This window comes from Streptomyces coeruleorubidus (assembly GCF_008705135.1).
Lineage (GTDB): Bacteria > Actinomycetota > Actinomycetes > Streptomycetales > Streptomycetaceae > Streptomyces > Streptomyces coeruleofuscus.
The window spans coordinates 2,975,226-2,994,825 of sequence record NZ_CP023694.1; the positions used below are offsets into that span (position 1 = coordinate 2,975,226).

Annotated in this window: 21 protein-coding genes and 1 tRNA gene; 10 read left to right on the forward strand and 12 right to left on the reverse strand. The window is 70.8% G+C overall.

Going from position 1 to position 19,600, the window contains the following annotated elements; translation table 11 throughout:
- Nucleotides 1–78 precede the first annotated feature (78 nt).
- Both CP976_RS13725 and CP976_RS13730 read left to right on the forward strand, forming a co-directional pair.
- The gene (locus tag CP976_RS13725; protein ID WP_150480616.1) at nucleotides 79–531 is read left to right on the forward strand and encodes a DoxX family protein; all 453 of its coding nucleotides are present in this window, start codon (nucleotides 79–81) and stop codon (nucleotides 529–531) included.
- Between the two features lie 257 nt (nucleotides 532–788).
- Entirely contained in the window at nucleotides 789–1,376 is a 588-nt protein-coding gene (locus CP976_RS13730; protein WP_150480617.1) for a DedA family protein, read from the forward strand.
- A gap of 29 nt (nucleotides 1,377–1,405) precedes the next feature.
- Here CP976_RS13730 and CP976_RS13735 read toward each other — a convergent pair whose 3' ends face one another.
- Nucleotides 1,406–1,636 (reverse strand): DUF2277 domain-containing protein, encoded by a 231-nt coding sequence (locus CP976_RS13735; protein WP_150480618.1) that lies wholly within the window; start codon nucleotides 1,634–1,636, stop codon nucleotides 1,406–1,408.
- Nucleotides 1,637–1,738: 102 nt separating this feature from the next.
- On the opposite strand from CP976_RS13735, the gene CP976_RS13740 reads away from it, so the two are divergent.
- A complete protein-coding gene (locus tag CP976_RS13740; protein WP_150480619.1) occupies nucleotides 1,739–2,659 on the forward strand; it encodes a ketopantoate reductase family protein in 921 nt (306 codons plus the stop codon).
- Nucleotides 2,660–2,913: 254 nt separating this feature from the next.
- Here the strand turns inward: CP976_RS13740 and CP976_RS13745 are convergent, their stop codons facing one another.
- The gene (locus tag CP976_RS13745; RefSeq protein ID WP_150480620.1) at nucleotides 2,914–3,957 is read right to left on the reverse strand and encodes an NAD(P)-dependent alcohol dehydrogenase; all 1,044 of its coding nucleotides are present in this window, start codon (nucleotides 3,955–3,957) and stop codon (nucleotides 2,914–2,916) included.
- 95 nt (nucleotides 3,958–4,052) lie between these two features.
- On the opposite strand from CP976_RS13745, the gene CP976_RS13750 reads away from it, so the two are divergent.
- Nucleotides 4,053–4,640 carry a TetR/AcrR family transcriptional regulator gene (locus CP976_RS13750; RefSeq protein WP_150480621.1) on the forward strand — a complete coding sequence of 196 codons (588 nt, stop codon included), beginning with the start codon at nucleotides 4,053–4,055 and terminating at the stop codon, nucleotides 4,638–4,640.
- A 107-nt stretch (nucleotides 4,641–4,747) separates the two neighbouring features.
- A complete protein-coding gene (locus CP976_RS13755; RefSeq protein ID WP_150480622.1) occupies nucleotides 4,748–5,098 on the forward strand; it encodes a hypothetical protein in 351 nt (116 codons plus the stop codon).
- Nucleotides 5,099–5,171: 73 nt separating this feature from the next.
- On the opposite strand, the gene CP976_RS13760 is transcribed toward CP976_RS13755, so the two are convergent.
- A tRNA-Val gene (locus CP976_RS13760) sits at nucleotides 5,172–5,243 on the reverse strand.
- A gap of 200 nt (nucleotides 5,244–5,443) precedes the next feature.
- Between CP976_RS13760 and CP976_RS13765 the strand changes: the two genes are divergently transcribed.
- From CP976_RS13765 to CP976_RS13780, 4 genes are all read left to right on the forward strand, one after another.
- The gene (locus tag CP976_RS13765; protein WP_150480623.1) at nucleotides 5,444–6,328 is read left to right on the forward strand and encodes a DUF4097 family beta strand repeat-containing protein; all 885 of its coding nucleotides are present in this window, start codon (nucleotides 5,444–5,446) and stop codon (nucleotides 6,326–6,328) included.
- Between the two features lie 74 nt (nucleotides 6,329–6,402).
- The gene (locus tag CP976_RS13770) at nucleotides 6,403–7,803 is read left to right on the forward strand and encodes a hypothetical protein (protein ID WP_150480624.1); all 1,401 of its coding nucleotides are present in this window, start codon (nucleotides 6,403–6,405) and stop codon (nucleotides 7,801–7,803) included.
- A gap of 22 nt (nucleotides 7,804–7,825) precedes the next feature.
- Complete coding sequence (locus CP976_RS13775; RefSeq protein WP_150480625.1) at nucleotides 7,826–8,047, forward strand: FmdB family zinc ribbon protein; 222 nt, start codon at nucleotides 7,826–7,828, stop codon at nucleotides 8,045–8,047.
- Between the two features lie 68 nt (nucleotides 8,048–8,115).
- Nucleotides 8,116–8,907 (forward strand): DedA family protein, encoded by a 792-nt coding sequence (locus CP976_RS13780; protein ID WP_150480626.1) that lies wholly within the window; start codon nucleotides 8,116–8,118, stop codon nucleotides 8,905–8,907.
- On the opposite strand, the gene CP976_RS13785 is transcribed toward CP976_RS13780, so the two are convergent.
- The 3 genes from CP976_RS13785 to CP976_RS13795 all read right to left on the reverse strand — a co-directional run bounded on the left by CP976_RS13785 (nucleotide 8,828) and on the right by CP976_RS13795 (nucleotide 13,523).
- Nucleotides 8,828–9,637, reverse strand: a complete 810-nt coding sequence (locus CP976_RS13785; RefSeq protein WP_150480627.1) for an HAD family hydrolase — start codon at nucleotides 9,635–9,637, stop codon at nucleotides 8,828–8,830. The two genes, CP976_RS13780 and CP976_RS13785, sit on opposite strands and share 80 nt — an antisense overlap.
- Entirely contained in the window at nucleotides 9,637–12,294 is a 2,658-nt protein-coding gene (locus CP976_RS13790; RefSeq protein ID WP_229875227.1) for a phosphoribosyltransferase, read from the reverse strand. Before CP976_RS13790 ends, CP976_RS13785 begins: the two co-directional genes overlap by 1 nt.
- 62 nt (nucleotides 12,295–12,356) lie before the next feature.
- On the reverse strand, nucleotides 12,357–13,523 hold the full coding sequence (locus CP976_RS13795) for an HpcH/HpaI aldolase/citrate lyase family protein (protein ID WP_150480628.1): 1,167 nt from the start codon (nucleotides 13,521–13,523) through the stop codon (nucleotides 12,357–12,359).
- A gap of 230 nt (nucleotides 13,524–13,753) precedes the next feature.
- On the opposite strand from CP976_RS13795, the gene CP976_RS13800 reads away from it, so the two are divergent.
- The gene (locus CP976_RS13800; protein WP_150480629.1) at nucleotides 13,754–14,677 is read left to right on the forward strand and encodes a TerD family protein; all 924 of its coding nucleotides are present in this window, start codon (nucleotides 13,754–13,756) and stop codon (nucleotides 14,675–14,677) included.
- Between the two features lie 73 nt (nucleotides 14,678–14,750).
- On the opposite strand, the gene CP976_RS13805 is transcribed toward CP976_RS13800, so the two are convergent.
- The 6 genes from CP976_RS13805 to CP976_RS13830 form a co-directional block, all read right to left on the reverse strand.
- Nucleotides 14,751–15,488 (reverse strand): TerD family protein, encoded by a 738-nt coding sequence (locus CP976_RS13805; RefSeq protein ID WP_150480630.1) that lies wholly within the window; start codon nucleotides 15,486–15,488, stop codon nucleotides 14,751–14,753.
- Between the two features lie 130 nt (nucleotides 15,489–15,618).
- Nucleotides 15,619–16,767: a DUF475 domain-containing protein gene (locus tag CP976_RS13810; protein WP_150480631.1), complete on the reverse strand. Its 1,149-nt coding sequence runs from the start codon at nucleotides 16,765–16,767 to the stop codon at nucleotides 15,619–15,621.
- A 125-nt stretch (nucleotides 16,768–16,892) separates the two neighbouring features.
- The gene (locus CP976_RS13815) at nucleotides 16,893–17,468 is read right to left on the reverse strand and encodes a TerD family protein (protein WP_150480632.1); all 576 of its coding nucleotides are present in this window, start codon (nucleotides 17,466–17,468) and stop codon (nucleotides 16,893–16,895) included.
- Nucleotides 17,469–17,562: 94 nt separating this feature from the next.
- On the reverse strand, nucleotides 17,563–18,138 hold the full coding sequence (locus CP976_RS13820; protein WP_150480633.1) for a calcium homeostasis/redox stress adaptation protein: 576 nt from the start codon (nucleotides 18,136–18,138) through the stop codon (nucleotides 17,563–17,565).
- A 147-nt stretch (nucleotides 18,139–18,285) separates the two neighbouring features.
- The gene (locus CP976_RS13825) at nucleotides 18,286–18,744 is read right to left on the reverse strand and encodes a peroxiredoxin (RefSeq protein ID WP_010048511.1); all 459 of its coding nucleotides are present in this window, start codon (nucleotides 18,742–18,744) and stop codon (nucleotides 18,286–18,288) included.
- A 132-nt stretch (nucleotides 18,745–18,876) separates the two neighbouring features.
- Nucleotides 18,877–19,314, reverse strand: coding sequence for a DUF3052 domain-containing protein (locus CP976_RS13830; protein ID WP_010048512.1), 438 nt, complete (start codon nucleotides 19,312–19,314; stop codon nucleotides 18,877–18,879).
- Between the last annotated feature and the right edge of the window lie 286 nt (nucleotides 19,315–19,600).

The following is a 19,600-nucleotide window of genomic DNA, read 5'->3' on the forward strand; positions in this document are numbered from 1 at the left end:
ACACCTAACGTGGGTTACTCATCGGTTCTGTCCCCCGACCGGCCCTCCCCTGGCCGGCCGACCGAAGGAGACCCCCACATGACCGCACGCCTCAATGGCGCGCAGCCGTACGCTCTCGGACTGTTCCGGATCGTCATCGGCCTGCTCTTCGCCTGCCACGGCGCCGTCGCGCTCTTCGGAGTCCTCGGAGGGGTGGACGGCAAGGGCGGCACCGCGGCGACCGGCGCCTGGCCGAACTGGTACGCGGCCGTCATCGAACTCGTCGGCGGCACCCTGGTGCTGCTGGGCCTTGGCACCCGCGCCGCGGCGTTCATAGCCTCCGGCGCGATGGCGTACGCGTACTTCAAGGTCCACCAGCCGCAGGGCCTGTGGCCGATCGAGAACAGCGGCGAGGGCGCGGCCATGTACTGCTGGTCCATGTTCCTGCTGATCTTCACGGGCTCCGGTGCGTTCGGCGTGGACCGGCTGCTGGCCCGGCGCACGTCGGCACAGGGACGGCAGTCCACGGACCACACCCCGGTGGCGGCCTGACCCGCCCGGACAGCGCTGGACGGAACGGCGCCTTCCCTCACACGAGGGGAGGCGCCGTTCTCGTTTCTGCGCCGGGACACGGCAGCCGGGTGACGACTCGGGACGAGGGTGAACACTCGGTACCGAACGTACGAGCCCCCCGTGAACCGCCCGTCACACCCCAGGCGTACGCTGTATGGCTGTCATCGGCCACTCCTGCCGCTCCGCCGCGCCACCGCGGCACGGTCTGGCCCACGGGGGACCAACGGGGAGTTGCGGTGCTGGAGCACGTGGGGTGGCTGTTCGGCAGCCCGTGGATCTACGCGGCGGTGGCCCTGTCGGTCCTGCTCGATGTGTTCCTGCCGGTGCTGCCCAGCGGCGTCCTGGTGATCACGGCGGCGACGGCGGCGGCCGCGGGATCGGCGGCCGACGTGCCCGACATCCTGACGCTGATCCTCTGCGCGGCCACCGCCTCCGTCCTGGGCGACCTGGCCGCCTACCGCCTCGCCTGGCGCGGGGGCGACCGTCTGGACCGGGCGATCTCCCGCTCCCGGCGCCTGACCACCGCGCAGAAACGTCTCGGCGCCGCCCTCGCGCGGGGCGGCGGCGCCCTCGTCGTCCTGGCACCCGCCGGCCGCTCGGTCGTCTCCCTCGGCGCGGGCGCCGCACACCACCGCGCCCGCGACTTCCTCCCCTGGTCGGCCCTGGCGGGCCTCACCTGGGCCATCTACAGCGTCGCCCTCGGCTACTTCGGCGCCCACTGGCTGGGCGCGAGCTGGCTGGGGACGGTGGTGTCGGTGGGGGCGCTGTTCGGGGCCGGGGCGGGGGCGGCGTACCTGATGCGCAGGGAGCCGCGGGCGTCATAGGGCCGGGGCCGCTCGACGGCACCCTGGGTCTAGCTCGCCCGCTGGGCCCCGGCGCCCCGGATCTCCAGCCCGTCCAGCAACTCGGCCGTGGCCTGCGCGACGGCCTCGACGGCGCGTTCGAACACCTCCTGGTTGTGAGCGGCGGGGGCGCGGAAGCCCGACACCTTCCGCACGTACTGCAACGCGGCAGCCCGAATGTCCGCGTCCGTGGCCTCTTCGGGCATCGCGGGCGGACGAAGGGTCTTGATACTCCGGCACATGCCCCCAGTCTGGCCCTTCCGGCCCCCGTACGACAGCGACGGCTGCGATGATCTCCACGAGGCGGCCACCACCGTGGGGCCGACCGACGAGAGGAACCCGACATGGGGAACGAACTCACCGTGGCCGTCCTGGGTCCCGGCGGCGTGGGCGGTCTGCTCGCCGCCCTGCTCTCCCGCGCCGGCCACCGAGTGATCTGCCTGTCCGGCGAGGAGACGGCCCGTACGCTGCGCACGGACGGCATCCGGGTCCGCAGCGGGCACTTCGGCGACTTCACGGCCCGGGTCGAGGCGGACACACACCTGCGCGAACCTGTCGAGGCGTGCCTGGTGGCCGTCAAACACACCGCCCTCGACGCCGCCCTGGCGCGCGTCCCCGCACCCGCACTGGCCGACGGACTCCTCGTGCCGTTCCTGAACGGCGTCGAACACCCGGCGGCCCTGCGCGCCCGCTACCGCCCCGACCGTGTCGCCCCCGCCGTCATCCGCGTCGAGTCGACCCGCGTCGCCCCGGGCGTCATCGAACACGGCAGCCCCTTCGCGGAGATCGACCTGACCGGAGCCGAGGTACCCCGGACCCGCCTCGACACCCTCGCCGAGACGCTCACCGCCGCCGGACCGGCCACCCGGGTCCAGGACGACGAGACGGCGGCCCTGTGGGCGAAGATGTCGTTCCTGGCCCCCATGGCCCTGCTGACCACGCGATACGGCGTCCCTCTCGGAGACGTCCGCACGCGTCACCGCGACGAACTGACCGCACTGGTCGAGGAGACGGCCGCGATCAGCCGCGCGTGCGGCGGCCCGGGAGACCCGGCGCAGACCCTCGCCCGCTACGACGCCTTCCCGCCGTCGATGAGATCCTCGATGCAGCGCGACGCCGAGGCGGGCCGGCCGCTCGAACTGGACGCCATCGGCGGCGCGTTGCTCCGCGCGGCCAAGCGGCACGGCATACCGGCTCCGGTGACGGCCGGGGTGGTGGGCGAGCTGTCCGCCGGCCCGGGCGCGCAGATCTCGGGCAGCAGCTGATCCGGCGGGTGGCGCCGCGAACGGCGACCGCGACCACGATCACGAGCAGCCTTCTTGCCTGACTGACAGTGCTGCCGACGTGGGCGCCGTGATCGGCATCGTCATGCTCGGCGCCGGTATCTACGTCGCCAGGACATGAAGGCAGTGGTCAGGAGCGCCCGGGGCACGACGAGCGCCGCCGGTCAGGCGCAGTCTCCGCCCATTGCGTGAACGCCCGGTTCCAGGGCGGGGCCGCCGTTCCTGGCCTTCGCCGTTCAGCCCAGGTCTGACATGTCGAGCACGAAGCGGTAGCGGACGTCGTTGCGCCGGAGACGGTCGAGGGCCTCGTTCACTCGCGCCGAGGGGAGCAGTTCGATGTCGGCGGTGATGCCGTGCTCGCCGCAGAAGTCCAGCATGGCGGCGGTCGCGGGCCTGCCGCCGCTGCCTGCCGAGCTGAGCTTCTTGCGTCCTATGAGCAGGTCGGTGGTCTCCACGGTGACGGGTCCCAGGTACCCGAGTTGGCTGAGCGTCCCGTCCAAGGCGACCAGGCGCAGGTAAGGACCGAGGTCGTGCGGGGCGGAGATGGTGTCGATGACGACGTCGAACCGGTCGCGGGCGTCAGCCATCTGTTCGGGGTCGGTGGAGACGATGAGACCGTGGGCGCCGAGACGACGGGCGTCGGCAGCCTTGTCCGCTGAGCGGCTGATGACCGAGGTGTCGGCGCCGAGCGCCACGGCCATCTTGACCGCGAGGTGGCCCAGGCCGCCCAGTCCCGCCACCGCGACGCGGCTTCCCGGCCCCACGCCGAGGGCGTGCAGCGGCTCCCAGACAGTGACCCCGGCACAGAGCAGAGGAGCGGCGGCGGCCGGATCGAGACCGGCGGGCAGGGGATGGGCCAAACGGTCGCGGACGACGTACTCGCGGGAGTAGCCCCCCAGTGTGGCCGATCCGTCGTGCCGGTCGACGCCGTCATAGGTCAGGGTCGGGAAAGCGTGGCAGAAGTTCTCCTGGCCGGTCCGGCACATGGCGCACTCGCCGCACGAATCGACGATGTTGCCCACCGCGACCGGGTCGCCGACGGTGAAGCGGGTGACCGCGGGTCCGGTCTCGGTCACCACACCCGTGAACTCGTGCCCCGGCACCAGGGGCCGGCCTCCCTCGCCGTCCCGGGCGTTGACGGCGTGCAGATCGGAGTGGCAGACACCGCAGTAGTCCACCCGGACCGCGAGGTCGTCGGGGCGCAGGTCGCGCCTTTCCAGTGGCGTCCGCCGCAGCGTCCTCGACGGACCGTCCGCTTGCCAGCCAGTGGTGTTCCTCACGGCGCCTCCTCATAGACAGACTGGTCGGTCTATTTGAGGTTAGGGCCATCGGGGCAGCCGAGCAAACCAACTGTTCTGTTTGGTAACTTGGGCGCATGGCAGAGCAGCCCCTGACCCCGCGCGGAGCCGCGACGTACCAACGCATCATCGATGTGGCGACCCAGGAGTTCGCCGAGCACGGAATCGCCGGCGCGCGCGTCGAGCGGATCGTGGCCGCCGCCCGCACCAACAAGGCTCAGCTCTACGCCTACTTCGGCAGCAAGGAAGGGCTCTTCGACGCCATCTTCTTCGGCTCGCTCGAGCGGATCATCAACGTCGTCCCAATCGACGCCGCCGACCTCGCGGACTGGGCCGTACGCCTCTACGACGAGTACCTCCGCCGCCCCGACCTCATCAGACTGGCCACCTGGGCACGCCTGGAGCGACGCCCGGCCGGCCACCTGGTCGACGACCCCGACCGCCTCGACGACCACAAGCTGCGCGCCATCGCCGAGGCCCAAGCCGCCGGCCTGGTGCGCCAGGGAGACCCGTTCGACCTCATGGCCGTCGTCATCGCCATGTCCATGGCCTGGTCACCGGTCAGCAACGTCTACGCCGCGACCGCACAGGAGCCCCCCGAACGGCACGAGCGGCGTCGCGCCCTGCTCCGCGAAAGCGTCCGCCGCGCCATGACAGCCGACTGAGGCCAGTCGGGCGGCAGCCCGCCAACTGGAGCGCTCAGTCACGCCCGTTCACATGAACCACGGGAAGGAACTCGCCCGGCCAATTCGAACAGGCGTATCATTGGGCCGTGGCAACGACCTATGACTTTCCGAGTGACCTCCTCGCCGGTCAGGAGGAACTCCATCAGGTCCGGGCCGAACTGTCGGCCCTGCTGAAGCGCCTCCCCTGGTCGGTCGAACCCCTGGACGGCTTCAGCGACGACAACGGCTGGCGCAAGGTGGAGCGCCCCGCCTCCCCCGGCTGGACAGCCGACGAACAGGCCGAAGTGGAGAAGCTCCGGCAGCGTGAACACGAGCTCGCGGTGTTCGTCAGCACGCACCGCTACTGGTCCGAACTCACCGGTCCCGAGCGGGTGTGGGCCCGCTCGGCACTGAAACACGCACACGAGTCTCCGCCGGAGGAGACCGAGGGAGACTGACGGAGATCGAGAAGCGCCCCGGGCCGATGTGGGCCCGGGGCGCTTCTCACGATCCGACGGCGGAAAGATCCGGTGGGCGCGGACGGTTTCGAACCGCCGACATCCTGCTTGTAAGGCAGGCGCTCTACCCCTGAGCTACGCACCCGGCTCCCGGGCCATGCGCCCAGGACGAGTCGACAGCCTACATTGCCTGGGGCGCGGTCCCGCAAACCCGTATCCGTGGGTCGGTCCGGGGGCTAGCCCCACCCTCGATCCGGGAGTGGCCCGGATCCCCCGGCGGGCCCTGGATCCATACGGTCGTAGAGCGCCCGAGAGCGCTCGTCGTCCGTCCAGGGGGAGACCGTCATGGCCCGCAGCACCCGCACCACAGGCACCGCCGGCGCCAGCAACAGGACCACCGGCACCACCCGCCCAGTCCCTGCCCGCGCGGTCGCCGTCGCCGGTGCCGTCGTGGTGCTCGTCGCCGGTCTCAGCGCCTGCGGTGGCGCGTCCGCCGGGGACGACAAGGAACCCGATCGCCGGTCCTTCGACCTCGGGAGCCGCACGCTCACCGTCGACTCCGACGACTCGGCCCTCGAGATCGTCGCCGCCGACAAGAACCCGGCGGGCAGGATCGAGGTCACCCGGTGGTTCCAGGGCTCGGTCGTCGTCGGCAAGGAGCCCAGGGCCACCTGGTCCATGCGGGACGACCGGCTGGTGCTGCGGCTGAAGTGCTCCGGCATCGTCGTCGACTGCTCGGCCAAGCACCGGATCGAGGTGCCCCGGGGCGTCACCGTGAAGGTCCAGGACGACGACGGCAGCGTGCGCGCCCGCGGCTTCCGGGACCCCCTGAGCATCCGCACGGGCGACGGCTCCGTCCGCGTCACCGACACCACCGGCCCCCTGGAGCTGCGCACCGGCGACGGATCCATTCGCGTCAGCGACACCACCGGCCCTCTGCGGATGCGCACCGACGACGGCTCCATCCGGGCGAACGTCTCCTCCCGCGACGTACGCACCCGCACCGGCGACGGTTCGGTCCGCCTGGAGCTCGGCTCCGTACCGGACCGTGTGGACTCCCGCAGCGGCGACGGTTCCGTGACCATCGCACTGCCCAAGGCCACCTACCGCGTGACCACCGAGACCGGGGACGGCGGCGTGAATGTGTCCGTCCCCCGCGACGAGAGCAGCTCCCACGTGGTGTCCGCCCACACCGGCGACGGCAAAGTGACGGTCCGAACGGCGAACTAACCGGCCCGTGTGTTCGTCCTTAACCGGTGGGAGAATGACACCGGGCAGGGTGGACCACAGCACGGGAGAGGGATGTGACGGCGACTCCAGCGCAGCCGTACTCGCCGTCGGTGCCGCGCGCTCGCCCGCGCCGCCGCCTTCCCCGTCCTCCCGGCCCGCTCGGGGACGCGCTCACCCTCATGGCACTGCCCCTGCTGGCCGCTCTGGCGCTGCCCGCCGCCTTCGCGGGCGGGGGCACCCGGCGCTGGTTCGGCGGCCGGGCCGAGAGCCAGCGGGCCGAGGCACAGGCCGCGAAGGACGCCGCCGCGGCCGCCTTCTACGAGCTCGACACCGCGCAGCGCGACCTGCGCATCTCGATCGAGACGATCACCGCCGTCGACGACTCCCCGGCCGCCCGGCGCGCCGTCGCCGACTTCGACGCGCTCGGCCGGCGCATCGACGAGGCCAGCCACCAGTACATCAACGCCGTCGACGCCCATGACCTCGACCGCGACGACCTGGAGGCCTCGGCCGCCGCCCGCGCCCGCACCGAGCTGACCGCCGCCAAGGAGGAACTCGGCCGGGTCAAGCAGGAGCTGGACCGGTTCACCGACGGCCTCGGCCCGCTGCTCGGCAAGGCCGAGACCCAGCTTGCCCGCCTGGCCCCCGCGGTCGAGCGCGCCCGCCAGGCCCTCCTCGCCGCCTCCAACGCCCTCGACACAGTACGGGCGACAGGGCTGAAGGCCGACGACCTCGCCGCCCGTCTCGCCGCTCTCTCCCCTGAGCTCACCAAGCTGAACCAGGGTGCCGGGCAGCACGGTGTACCGCAGACCCTGGAGCGGGCCGAGCGGGTCACACGCGAGGCCGAGGCGGTCCGCGTGGAGGCCGAGCGGCTGCCGGAGCGCGCCGCCGAGATCGATCACCGGCTCGTCTCCCTGCGCACCCGCGCCCAGGCCCTCACCACCCGCTCCGAGCAGGTCGATCCGATCCTGAGCGAGCTGCGCCGCCGCTTCACCGTGGCCTGCTGGCAGGACCTGCAACGCGTCCCCGACGTCGCCTCCGAGAACGTACGCCGGGCCGAGACGAAACTGGCCGAGGCCCACGCCGCGCGCGACGAACAGCGCTGGGCCGACGCCACGGCCCTGCTGTCGACCGTACGAGCCCTCCTGAACACCACCGACGAGGCCGTCTCGGCCGCCGGCGACCGCCTGCACCGCCTGAACGCCGTGCAGAAGGACCCCCAGCAGGAGATCGACCGCACCCGCTTCGCCATCCGCGACGCCCAGCGCCTCGCCATGGCCGGCCGCAACACCCCCGACCCGCGCCACGCCCGCCCTCTGGACGACGCGGTGTCCCGCCTGGAGCGCGCCATCGCCACCCTCGACGGCCGCCACCCCGACTACTGGCACTTCCTCACGGAAACGGAAGCCGTACGCCGGGCCGTGTCCCGCGTGGTGTCCCTGATCCGCGACGAACGCGGGGCCGCCGGGCATTGACCGGGCCGGTTAACCTGTGCGCATGCCTCGCTACGAGTACCGCTGCCGGACCTGCGGCGACACCTTCGAACTCAGCCGTCCCATGGCGGAGTCCTCCGCTCCCGCGGCATGCCCCTCCGGTCACGACGACACGGTGAAACTCCTCTCCACCGTCGCGGTGGGCGGCTCGGCCTCCGCCCCGGCACCCGGCGCGGGTGGCGGAGGCGGTGGGGGCGGCTGCTGCGGTGGCGGCTGCTGCGGCTGACCCGAGCCGCGAGGCCTCCTGCCCATTTCCTCAGGGACCCTTCAGGTCCGGTTTTCTAGCGTGGCCGCATGACAGCCATCGCAGCGGACGCCGGTCCGCAGTGGGTCAACGACCTCATGGACGCGCTGGGCGCGCCGGGTGCCGGTCTCGCCATCGCGCTGGAGAACCTGTTCCCGCCGCTGCCCAGCGAGGTGATCCTGCCGCTCGCCGGGTTCGCCGCGTCCAGCGGGCGGATGGGCCTGCTCGCGGTCCTGCTGTGGACGACGGCCGGCTCGGTGATCGGCGCGCTCGCGTTGTACGGCATCGGTGCGCTGCTCGGCCGTGACCGGACGGTGGCGATGGCGGCCCGGCTGCCGTTGGTGAAGGTCTCCGACATCGAGCGGACGGAGACGTGGTTCCTGCGGCACGGCACCAAGGCGGTGTTCTTCGGCCGGATGATCCCGATCTTCCGCAGCCTGATATCCGTGCCGGCGGGCGTGGAGCGCATGCGCCTGCCGCTGTTCCTGGGGCTGACGACGCTGGGCAGCGCGATCTGGAACACGGCGTTCGTCCTCGCGGGCTACCTGCTCGGCGCGAACTGGCACCAGGTGACGGACATGGTCTCCACCTACTCGAAGGTGGTCTTGGCGGTGTCTGCCGTGGCGGTGGCGGTGTTCATCGGAGTACGGCTGCTACGACGCCCCAAAGGGGCGCGGGGCTGTGACGATGTGCGGCTCCGCCGCGGGGCGCGACAAGCCACCGCGACGCCGCACCCGCACGACGACCAGGACACCCGAGTTCTCAGGCGCCCCGTACTGCCTCCAGAAACTCCCGCAGGATCCGCTCCCCGGCGAGGACACCCCGGTCGGGAAGCACCCTGATCGAGGGAGCCGCGAAGCCGGTGTCGGCCAGCTCCCCGTGGCCGGGCCGCCAGCCCTGGTCCGCCGCGAGGAGCAGGTCGGTATCGAGCAGGGAGTCACCCGCGGCGAGGGTGAGATCGGCGCCGGTCCGGCGGGCGACCTCGCGCATCGCCGCGCTCTTGGTGAGCGGCTTGGGCACGGCGTAGATCTTGCGGCCCTGGAGGGACACGGTCCAGCCGCGGTTCTCCGCCCAGACCGCCAGTTCCTTCACCCAGTCCTCGTCGAGCAGTTCGCGCTCGACGACGAGGTAGGCGAAGAGGTCGTCGGCGACGCGGTGCTTGCGCACCCAGACCGGGTCGGCGGCCCTCAGCAGGTGCTCCTGCACCTCGGCCAGGGGCGCACACCGCTCGGCCAGCCGCGCGGTCACAGTCGCGTGCCAGTCGGGGTCGGACACGCCGTCCACCAGGATGTGGCCGCCGTTCGCGCAGATCGCATACGTGGGCGCGGGGCCCGGCAGGTTGATGCGCAGGTACTGCTTGCGCGTGCGGGTCGTCGTCGGCACGAACACGGCCGTGTCGCCCAGGTCCGTGAGGAGCCGGGCCGCCGTCTCCGTCATGTACGACAGCGGTCTGCTCTCGTGCACCTCCACGCACAGCAGCCGGGGCGCCCGGGCGTCCGGCATGGTCAGCGCCAGAGCCGCGGCGGAGTAGATCAGGGTGCGATCGAGGTCGCTCGCGACGAGTGCGGGCATCAGACCGTCACCGCCTTGCCGTCGGCGCCGGTCGCGCCCCGGGTGTACTTGGGGTGGATCAGCCCGACGCAGGTGTAGGGCAGGTCGGCCACCTCCTCGACGGGTACGCCGCGTTGCTCGGCCAGCAGGCGTACGTGGTCGAGGTCGCTGCCCGCCCCGGCGCGTGCCAGGACCTTCCAGGGGACGCGGCGCAGCATCACCCGGGTGGTCTCGCCGACGCCGGGCTTGACGAGGTTCACGTCGTGGATGCCGTACTCCTCACTGATGCGCTCGACGGCGGCCCAGCCCTCCCAGGTGGGCGAGCGGTCGGCGGCGAGCAGTTCCTTGGCCTGGGCGCAGGCCGCGTCGGCGACCTCGGGGAAGCGGGCGGAGACGGCGTCCAGGAAGGTCACCGAGACGTCCGTGCCGGCGAGTTCGCGGTAGAACTTGGCGCCGTGGAAGTCGTGCGGTCCGACCAGGTCCGCCCGCAGGACGGTCCGCGAGATCAGGCCGGACACGGTCGAGTTGAGGCAGGCGGAGGGGATCAGGAAGTCCTCGCGGGTGCCGTAGGTGCGTACGCAGGAGCCCGGGTCGGCCAGGACCGCGATCTCGGGGTCGAAGCCGGTGATGCCGTCGGACTTCTCGAACTCCTCCAGGGCCTGGGCGAGTTCGCGGGTGATGGCGCCCTTGCCGGTCCAGCCGTCGACGAAGACGACGTCCCGGGGGTCGTGGTGCTCGGCGAGCCAGCGCAGCGCGTTGGCGTCGATGCCGCGGCCGCGGACGATCGACACGGCGTAGTGCGGCAGGTCGAGCCCGTGCCGGTGCTGGGCCCAGCGGCGCATCAGGATGCCGACGGGGGTGCCGGCGCGGGCCAGGGAGACCAGGACGGGGCGCGGGGACCGCTCCGCGAGGACCGTCTCGGTGACGACGCCGACCGCCTGCGCGATGCGGGCCGCCGAGTCCGCCAGCGCCGCGTGGAACAGCTCCTGGTACTGCTCGGTCGGCTGGTACTCCACGGGCAGCGACTCGGCGTAGTGCGCGCCGCCGCTCTGGATCGCCTCCTCGCGCTCCTCGGTCGGCGCCTCCAGCGTCACGTCCGAGAGGTCCTGGAGCAGCCAGCCGACCTCCTCGGGCGCGTACGAGGAGAAGGCGGGGCCGCGGAGGGGCTCTGGCAGCATCGAGGGCCTTTCGGAGGCGTGCGGGGGCTCGGGGGCGTACGACGGTACGACGGCGAGGAGGACCTGCGGCGTGTGCGCGGCGAGCTGGGCCAGCAGGCCGTCGGACGCGTGCAGCGAGGGCGTGTCCGCGGCCGAGTCCACGACCGCGACGACGGCGTCGAACCCGGCGCCCGCGACGTTGTAGGCGTACCGCTCGCCGGGACCGTCCGCGGGGTTGTCGTGGGCGGGGAAGCGCAGGCGGGTGCGTATCGCGTAGCCGGGGTCGTCGACGGCGAGGACGGGCGAGCGGGTGGTGGTGGAGTAGCGGACCTCGGCGTCCGTCACCCGCTCCAGCTCTCGGCCCAGCCTCAGCGGCGCGTACATCAGCTCCTCGAACCCGAGGACGAGCACGCGGCGGGCATCGGCGGGAAGTGCGTCGGCGAGCCGGGCGGCCATGTCGGGCAGCGCGTCCTCCAGGCGCTTCCGGTGCGTGGGGGTGAAACCGTGTCGCCCCCCGTCGGGCAGGCCCTCGGGCCAGCGCAGGTCTATGCGGGTGACGTGAGGGTGGGCACGGTTGTCGTCCGGGTGCGGGCCGGTGGGGGCTGTTCGCGCGGTTCCCCGCGCCCCTAGCGGGTTGGCTGCAACGCCCTCAAGGGGCGCGGGGAACTGCGCGACCGGCCACGACGCTGCCGCAGACGACCGATCACCCGTCGCGGCACTCTCTGCCTCGTACCGCGCCACCAACTCCTGCCCCTTCTCCAACACCCCCTCCGGCAGCCGCACGGTCCCCGAGGCCGCCGTGACCAGGTCCACGCGGGCGCCGATCTCGCGGGCGAACTCCTCCAGCCGACCGGCATCGGCTGGCGACCGCATGTCCACCAGCGCCACCACGACATACCTCCGCCGCGGATACCGCCCATGAAGATCCCGGACGGTGTTGAGCACCGTGTTCCCCGTGGAGAACTCGTCGTCGACCAGGACCAGCGGCCCGTCACCGGTGAGCAGCGCGGGGTCCTCCGGCAGCAGCAGATGTGAGGTCGCGTGCGAGTGCGCCTCCTCGAAGCCGCCGGCCGGGGCGAGACCGACGACGGGGCGGCGGGTGGAGTGCAGGTAGGGGGCGAGGCCCAGACCGTCGGCGACGGAGTGGCCGAGGCCCGTCGCGGTCTCCGCGTAGCCGAGGACGACCGCGCGCCGCTCCTCGTCGGCGCCCAGCAGGTCACGAACGCGGCGGCCCAGCTCGAAGCCGTAGCCGTAGACCACGGACGGGGACTGCGGGACGTGCTTGCCCAGCACGTTCGACACGAGCAGGTGGGCCCGCTTGGGGTTGCGGCGCAGCGCCAGTCCCAGCAGGTCGGTCAGCCGGTCGTCGCCGACGAGCTCGACGCCGAGCCGCTCGGCGACCCAGCTCCCCGACCAGACGCCTTCGGCACCTCCGGCCGTCCCGGACCGCCGCACCTCGTCGCCGTCGCCGTCGCCGTCGCGCACCTGCCGGCGCACCCCCTCGTTCACTGCCTTCTCCATGAATTCCCTGCGTCGAAGTCGCCGGTCTCCCCGGCGGGTCTGCGTCCTCGGATGCCGTGCGTTCAGTCGCCCAGGCCGGCCGCGAGCAGCTCCACGAAGCCGATGTCCTCATTCGCCACGCCGAAAACCTCGGCACGCAGCAGCGTCCGCTCGGCCCAGGCCCGATGCGGCTTCACCTCGTTCATCTTGTTCGTGTACGCCGACCTCAGTACACCCCCGCCGCCGCGCTCGGGGCGCAGGATGTCCTGGGCGTCCGAGAACTCCTCGTGGCTGACGACCGACAGGGCGTGCACGGGCAGCACGTGCGAGGGATGGATGCAGGTCTTGCCCAGCAGTCCGTTGGCCTGGTCCAGGGAGATCTCCCTGAGCAGGCCGTCCATGGCGTGCTCAATCAGCTTCTCGCGCAGCTCCGCGGCCTGCACCTCCAGGAAGGGGCTCTGCCGCAGCTGCGGCTTGAACATGCGCTCCTGGACCCGGAAGTACTCCCACACCGGCCCGGTCACGGTGAAGCCGGTCCCGTCGGCGCGGCCCAGCATGTTCACCACGTCGGCGATCACGGAGGCGACGATCTGCACGTCGTAGGCCGTCATGTCGGGGCCTCTGCGCAGTCCGTACGAGGAGCAGAAGTCCGTCACGCCGAGGCGCAGGGCGAGCACGCGGTCGCGGTACTTGTCGACGGCCCGGGAGATGCCCTCCAGGGTCGGCACGCGCGACTCGCGGTAGAGCAGCTCGGGCGACTCCAGCACCGGCATGGCGAAAAGGCGCCTGCCGCTTTCGGCCTCGCCGGTCGCCAGCGCCTCGAGGAACGGCATGCCGCGTTCCTCGGTGAACTTCGGCAGGACGAATCCGGACAGCAGCCGGACGGCGGGCCCGAGGCGTCGTACCAGGTCGGGGATCTGCTCGGGGGCGCGGACCCGGATGAAGAGCAGCGGCAGGTCCGCGCCCGGGAGGTCGGCGAGGGCCGTGAGCTGGCGGACGAGATTCTCCTCGCCCGGGCCGACGTCCGCGTCGTCGATCGAGTCCTCCAGGCACAGGACCATGGAGACCACGCCGCGACCGGCCTGCTTGAGGATGTCGTCGGCGAGGCGTTCCCGGGTGGCCGGGCTGTAGAGCGTGGCGCCCAGGGCGGCCGAGAGCAGCCAGGCCGGCGAATCCGCGGTGAACGTGCACGGCTCGCGGTAGAAGAGACGCTTCCGCACCTCAGGGGCGATGTGCCCGAAATGACGCATGGAACTCCCCCGTGCTGGTTGTGCGACCTGCGAATCGTCGAAAGCTGGCCGGTAATAGTACGTAGATGTCCATGGCAGAGGTTCCCGTCGGGCATGAATTTCAGGTAACGCGGGCAAGCACAGCCGGGCCCGGTCATGTCGACGGTAGTCGGCGAGGGCCGTCGGCGCCGCTCGTGGCACCACGGGCCCCCGCGTTGTCGTGAGCAGGACCGAGAGGGCAGGATGACCGCATGACGCACGCGATGCTGAAGGGGTCGAACGTCCCGCTGGAAGTCACCACGGTACGCGCCGTGCTGCGCTGGACGTCCGGGCAGGGGGTTCCGGACGTCGACGCCTCCGCGCTGCTCCTCGGCCCCGACGGTCGTGTGCGCTCCGACGAGGACTTCGTCTTCTACAACCAGCCCCGGCACCCTTCCGGGAAGGTGTGGCGGCTCGGCAAGAAGCGGGTCGCCGAGGGCCTGACCGACACGATCCAGACAGATCTCGCCGGTGTCGAGTCGGGAGTCAGCCGAATCCTGCTGGTCGCTTCGGCGGACGGCGTCACGTTCGACCACGTACGGGCACTGCGCATTCTGCTGTACGACGCGGCGGGCTCCGGCGCGGAGGCGCTGGCGTACTTCGACGTCAAGCCGGAGACGGGCGAGGAGACCGCGCTGATCTGCGGCGAGCTGTACCGGCGTGGCGAGGCCTGGAAGTTCCGCGCGCTGGGCGAGGGCTATTCGAACGGGCTTCAGGGGCTCGCGACCGACTACGGCATCTCGGTGGACGAGTCGGAGGCGATGGAGGAGACGTCCGGGCAACCGGCCACGGTCGGCGCGGACCGGCCCGCGACCGCCGACCCGGCCCAGCCCACGACCTCGGCCCCTGCCCAGCCCGCCCCCGAGGTGTCCCGGCCGCTGCCGCCGGAGCAGCCGACCGTGGTGCCCGCACAGCCCGGGTACGGATACCCGCCCCAGCAGCCCCCGGCGACCCAGCCGGCGTACGGCTACCCGCATCCCACCAGCCAGCCCGCCTACGGCTACCCGCAGGCACCGGCGACGGCGGGCGTCACGGGGGCGCAGTCCGGCTACGGCTACCCGGAGCCGGTCGCCGCCGCGGCCCCCGACCCGGACTTCCGCCTGCCTCCGCAGGGCCCGCAGTTCATCGGACGCTAGACGGAACGGACGCTAGACGGAACGGAACCAGGGAGGGCCGGGACCCGCGAGGGACCGGCCCTCAGCCCGGCCGTCAGCGCTCGACCTTCGTCTTGTAGCCACGGCCCCACTGGAGCCCCCACCCGTACAACCGGTCCAGCTCGGCCTGGAAGCCGTAGACGAACTTCGCCTCGCGGCGCACGATGATCTCGTCCTTGACCTTTTCGATCATGACGACGGCGCAGGAGCGGGCCTGCGGCTGGCGTTCGTCGAGGTGGATCTCGATGCGGGGGCCGTTGCTCGGGTAGAGCGTGACGATGGCGTGGGCGCGGTCGAAGGCGGGTGTCGCGTCGTAGATGTAGACGAAGACCAGGAGCCGCTTGATGCTGTCGCGGTGGTCGAGGTTGATGTACATCGTCTCGCCGGACGCGGAGCCGAAGCGGTCGTCGCCGCTGAGCTTGACGTACGGCGCGGCGTTGACGTCGCCGAAGTAGCCGCCGAGGGGCTGGACGACGCCCTTGGTGCCGTCCTGGAGTTCGTACAGACAGCCCAGGTCGAGGTCGACGTTGACCACGCTCTGGCTGTGGCCGATGACCTCCGGCGGTTTGAGGGCCCTGAAGGGGTGCCGCAGCAGGCTCTCGCGCTGCGGGCCGCCGATGTCGGAGGTGCGCATCCGCCAGCTCAGGTTGACCCGGAGATGGCCGGTGGCCGCGCTCTGTTTGGTGAGTGATATCTGCGCGCGCCGCTTGGTCAGTTCGATCGCGTTGGTTGCCGCGTGACCCGAGTCGAACTGCACATCGCGCCCACGCCGGAGTCCGTCGAACAGGCCCATTCCGCCCCCACCTTGACTTGGAGACCGCGGGTCCTCGCCGTACCCGCGGCCCTTGACGACCGACGGGGCGGCCGCCGAGGACTCGCCTCGGTGGCCGCCCCGCACAGAGCGTTCCTCACCCGGAGGGGCGTCACACCCCGGACGACACCTCAGTCTTGTCGTCCGAGCCCGCCGCTTTTCCCTCTGCCGCGGCCAGGGCGCGGTTGCGGCGGACGGAGGACCAGAAGGACCAGGCGATCAGGATGACGCCGACCGAGCCGGTGATGAACTCGTTGATCTCGTACCGGATGGTGACGAGCAGGATCATGGCGAGCGCGCCGATCGCGTAGTGCGCGCCGTGCTCCAGGTAGACGTAGTCGTCGAGGGTGCCCTCGCGGACGAGGTAGACCGTGAGCGACCGGACGTACATGGCGCCGATGCCGAGGCCGAGGGCCATCAGGACGATGTCGTTGGTGATGGCGAAGGCGCCGATGACGCCGTCGAAGGAGAAGGACGCGTCCAGGACCTCCAGGTAGAGGAACATGAAGAACGCGGCTTTACCGGCGACGACGACCGCTGAGCGCGGCTTGCCGGAGCGGACGGCCTCTTCCTCCTGCTCGTGTTCGCGTTCCTCCTCCTCTTCGAGCTTGTCCTCGAAGTAGCCGGAGAGACCGCCGACGATCATGTAGGTGATCAGGCCGCCGATACCGGAGAGCAGAACCGTCTCCGCCTTGTCGACGTGCGTGCCGCCGTGCTGGTGGGCGTGGGTCGCGAAGGTCATCGCCGAGATCAGCAGGACGATCAGCGCGATGCAGACCGACAGCATGTCGACCTTGCCGAGCTTGGCCAGCGGGCGCTCCAGCCACCCGAGCCACTTGATGTCCCGGTCCTCGAAGATGAAGTCCAGGAAGATCATCAGCAGGAACATACCGCCGAAGGCGGCGATCGCCGGGTGGGCGTCCGTCACGAGCTGCTGGTACTGGTCCTTGTCGGTGAGCGCGAGGTCGACGGCCTCGATCGGCCCGAGCTGTGCGCTGAGAGCGACGATCACGACGGGGAAGACCAGCCGCATGCCGAACACGGCGATCAGGATGCCGATCGTGAGGAAGATCTTCTGCCAGAAGGCACTCATCTTCTTCAGGATTCCGGCGTTGACCACCGCGTTGTCGAAGGACAGCGAGATCTCGAGGACGGACAGGATCGCTACGAGCCCGAGGGCGGCCCATCCTCCGTAGAAGACCGCTGCGACCAGGCCGAGCGCGGTGACCGCGAACGACCACCCGAAGGTTTTCAGAAGCACTGGCTACCCAATCGTGTGTGTACGGGTCTCTCCCGTGCCGTACCCGGCTTTACGAACTTTTGAAGCCGAAGTCTAGTCGGCCCTCCTTCGCACCCCACGGGGCCCCGGGTTTTGCTCATATCGCGTTATGAGACGTTGACCCCGAAGTCCAGTGCGATGCCCCGCAGCCCCGACGCGTACCCCTGCCCGACGGCCCTGAACTTCCATTCGGTCTGGTAGCGATAGACCTCGCCGAAGATCATCGCGGTCTCCGTGGAGGCGTCCTCGCTGAGGTCGTAGCGGGCGAGTTCCTGGCCGTCCGCCTGGTTCACCACGCGGATGAAGGCATTGCTGACCTGGCCGAAGGTCTGGCCGCGTTCGTCGGCCATGTGGATGGAGACGGGAAAGACGATCTTGTCGCAGTGGGGCGGCACCTTGGAGAGGTCGATCAGGAGCGACTCGTCGTCGCCGTCGCCCTCGCCGGTGAGGTTGTCACCGGTGTGCTCCACGGAACCGTCCGGGCTCTTGAGCTGGTTGTAGAACACGAACCACTCGTCCCCGAGCACCCGCCCGCCGCTGCACATCAGCGCGCTGGCGTCGAGGTCGAACGGGGCTCCGGTGGTCGAGCGTGCGTCCCAGCCGAGCCCGATCACCACCTGAGTGAGGTTCGGTGCGGCCTTGGACAGGGAGACGTTGCCTCCCTTGGCGAGTGTGACGCCCATGGTTCCCTCCCCGGGTGTGTTTCTCAGGTGGGTCCTGCACGTCCGGCGCCGCACATAAACCGTGCGGCGCCGGACAGAGGGACCTTCGAGTGGCTCAGACGTTCACGCCGAAGTCCTGCGCGATGCCGCGCAGGCCCGAGGCGTAGCCCTGGCCGATGGCGCGGAACTTCCACTCCGCGCCGTGCCGGTAGAGCTCACCGAAGACCATGGCGGTCTCGGTGGAGGCGTCCTCGCTCAGGTCGTAGCGGGCGATCTCCGCGCCGCCGGCCTGGTTCACGACGCGGATGAACGCGTTGCGCACCTGGCCGAAGGACTGCTGGCGGGTCTCGGCGTCGTAGATCGAGACCGGGAAGACGATCTTCTCGACGTCGGCCGGGACACCGGCGAGGTCGATCTTGATCTGCTCGTCGTCGCCCTCGCCCTCACCGGTGAGGTTGTCACCGGTGTGCTCGACCGAGCCGTCGGGGCTCTTGAGGTTGTTGAAGAAGATGAAGTGCGCGTCACTGGCGACCTTGCCGGACGGGTTCAGCAGCAGCGCGCTGGCGTCCAGGTCGAAGTCGGTGCCGGTCGTGGTGCGGATGTCCCACCCCAGACCCACGATGACCGCGGTCAGGCCCGGGGCCTCCTTGGTCAGCGATACGTTGCCGCCCTTGCTGAGGCTGACTCCCACGAGTCCTCCATAGGTGTTCAGGGGCGGGATGCCCCGTAGTGCTCGGATGTCGGATCAACGAGTCGATCCTAGTGACGGGTTCCCGCCCCTCGCAGGCCCTGGAGCCGACAAATCGGCGGGTGTCGAGCGCATGACGCCCGACCGGCGTCACAGGGTGTCGAGCGCCTTCACGTAGTCGTTGAGATCGCGCGCGTCCGGCAGGCCGTTGACGACGGTCCAGCGCACGACGCCCTCCTTGTCGATGACGAAGGTGCCGCGCACGGCGCAGCCCTTGTCCTCGTCGAAGACGCCGTAGGCGCGCGAGACGTTGCCGTGCGGCCAGAAGTCCGACAGCAGCGGGTACTCCAGGCCCTCCTGCTCGGCGAAGACGCGCAGCGTGTGGATGGAGTCGTTGGAGACGGCGAGCAGCTGGGTGTCGCGGTCCGAGAACTGCGGCAGGTTGTCCCGCAGCTCGCACAGCTCACCGGTGCACACGCCGGTGAAGGCGAAGGGGTAGAAGAGCAGCACCACGTTCTTCCGACCGCGGAAGTCGGACAGCTTCACGCTCGCGCCGTGGTTGTCCTTGAGCTCGAAGTCGGGGGCCTTCTCGCCGACCTGGATCGCCATCGTTGTGGGTGTCCCTTCATGGGGCTTCTCGAATGGGACACACCCTACGCAGGGACCGGCGCAGACCGGTGGGCGGGCCGACGATGCCGGCCCGCCCCTTCCGTACGACCGGCGCGTGAACGCGCCGTACGGCTAACGCTTCGACTTGGCGGCTTTGGGTGTCGCCAGCCGGCTGCCGCTCCAGTCCTTGCCGACGCTGACGCTCTTCGACGCCGTCAGGCCCGCCGTGGTGGCGGCTTCCGAGATGTCACTCGGCTCGACGTAGCCCGAACGGCCCGTCTTCGGCGTGAGGAGCAGGATCGCGCCGCCCTCTTCGATGTACGTGGTGGCATCGACCAGCGCATCCGTCAGGTCGCCGTCGTCGTCACGGAACCACAGCACAACGGCGTCGGCCACGTCGTCGTAGTCCTCGTCCACCAGGTCGCCCTCGACGATGCCCTCAATGGCCTCGCGGAGTTCCTGGTCCACGTCGTCGTCGTAGCCGATCTCCTGGACCACCTGCCCGGGCTGGAACCCCAGCCTGGCGGCAGGGTTCGTCCGCTCCTCCGCGTGGTCCGCGGTCGCGCTCACGGGGTGCCTCCTGATCATGTCTTGGGAAATATCTCAGCCACGCGCGTGCGCGAAGCATTGGCCGTAGTCCACACGGGCGGGACGGATCGCGCAAGTACCCGGCCGTTCAGACCGCCGAAACGGTGACGATCCTGGCGGTGTCACCGCAACACCAGGCACACCATCATGGTCCAAGGTGACGCACACCACACCTTTCTGCCCTGTTTGGGCGTTTGGGAATCGTCCGTGGGTACGAGACTCGAAGGTATTCGCCCCATACGTCACGGAGCCGTTCCCGCGCCCGGGT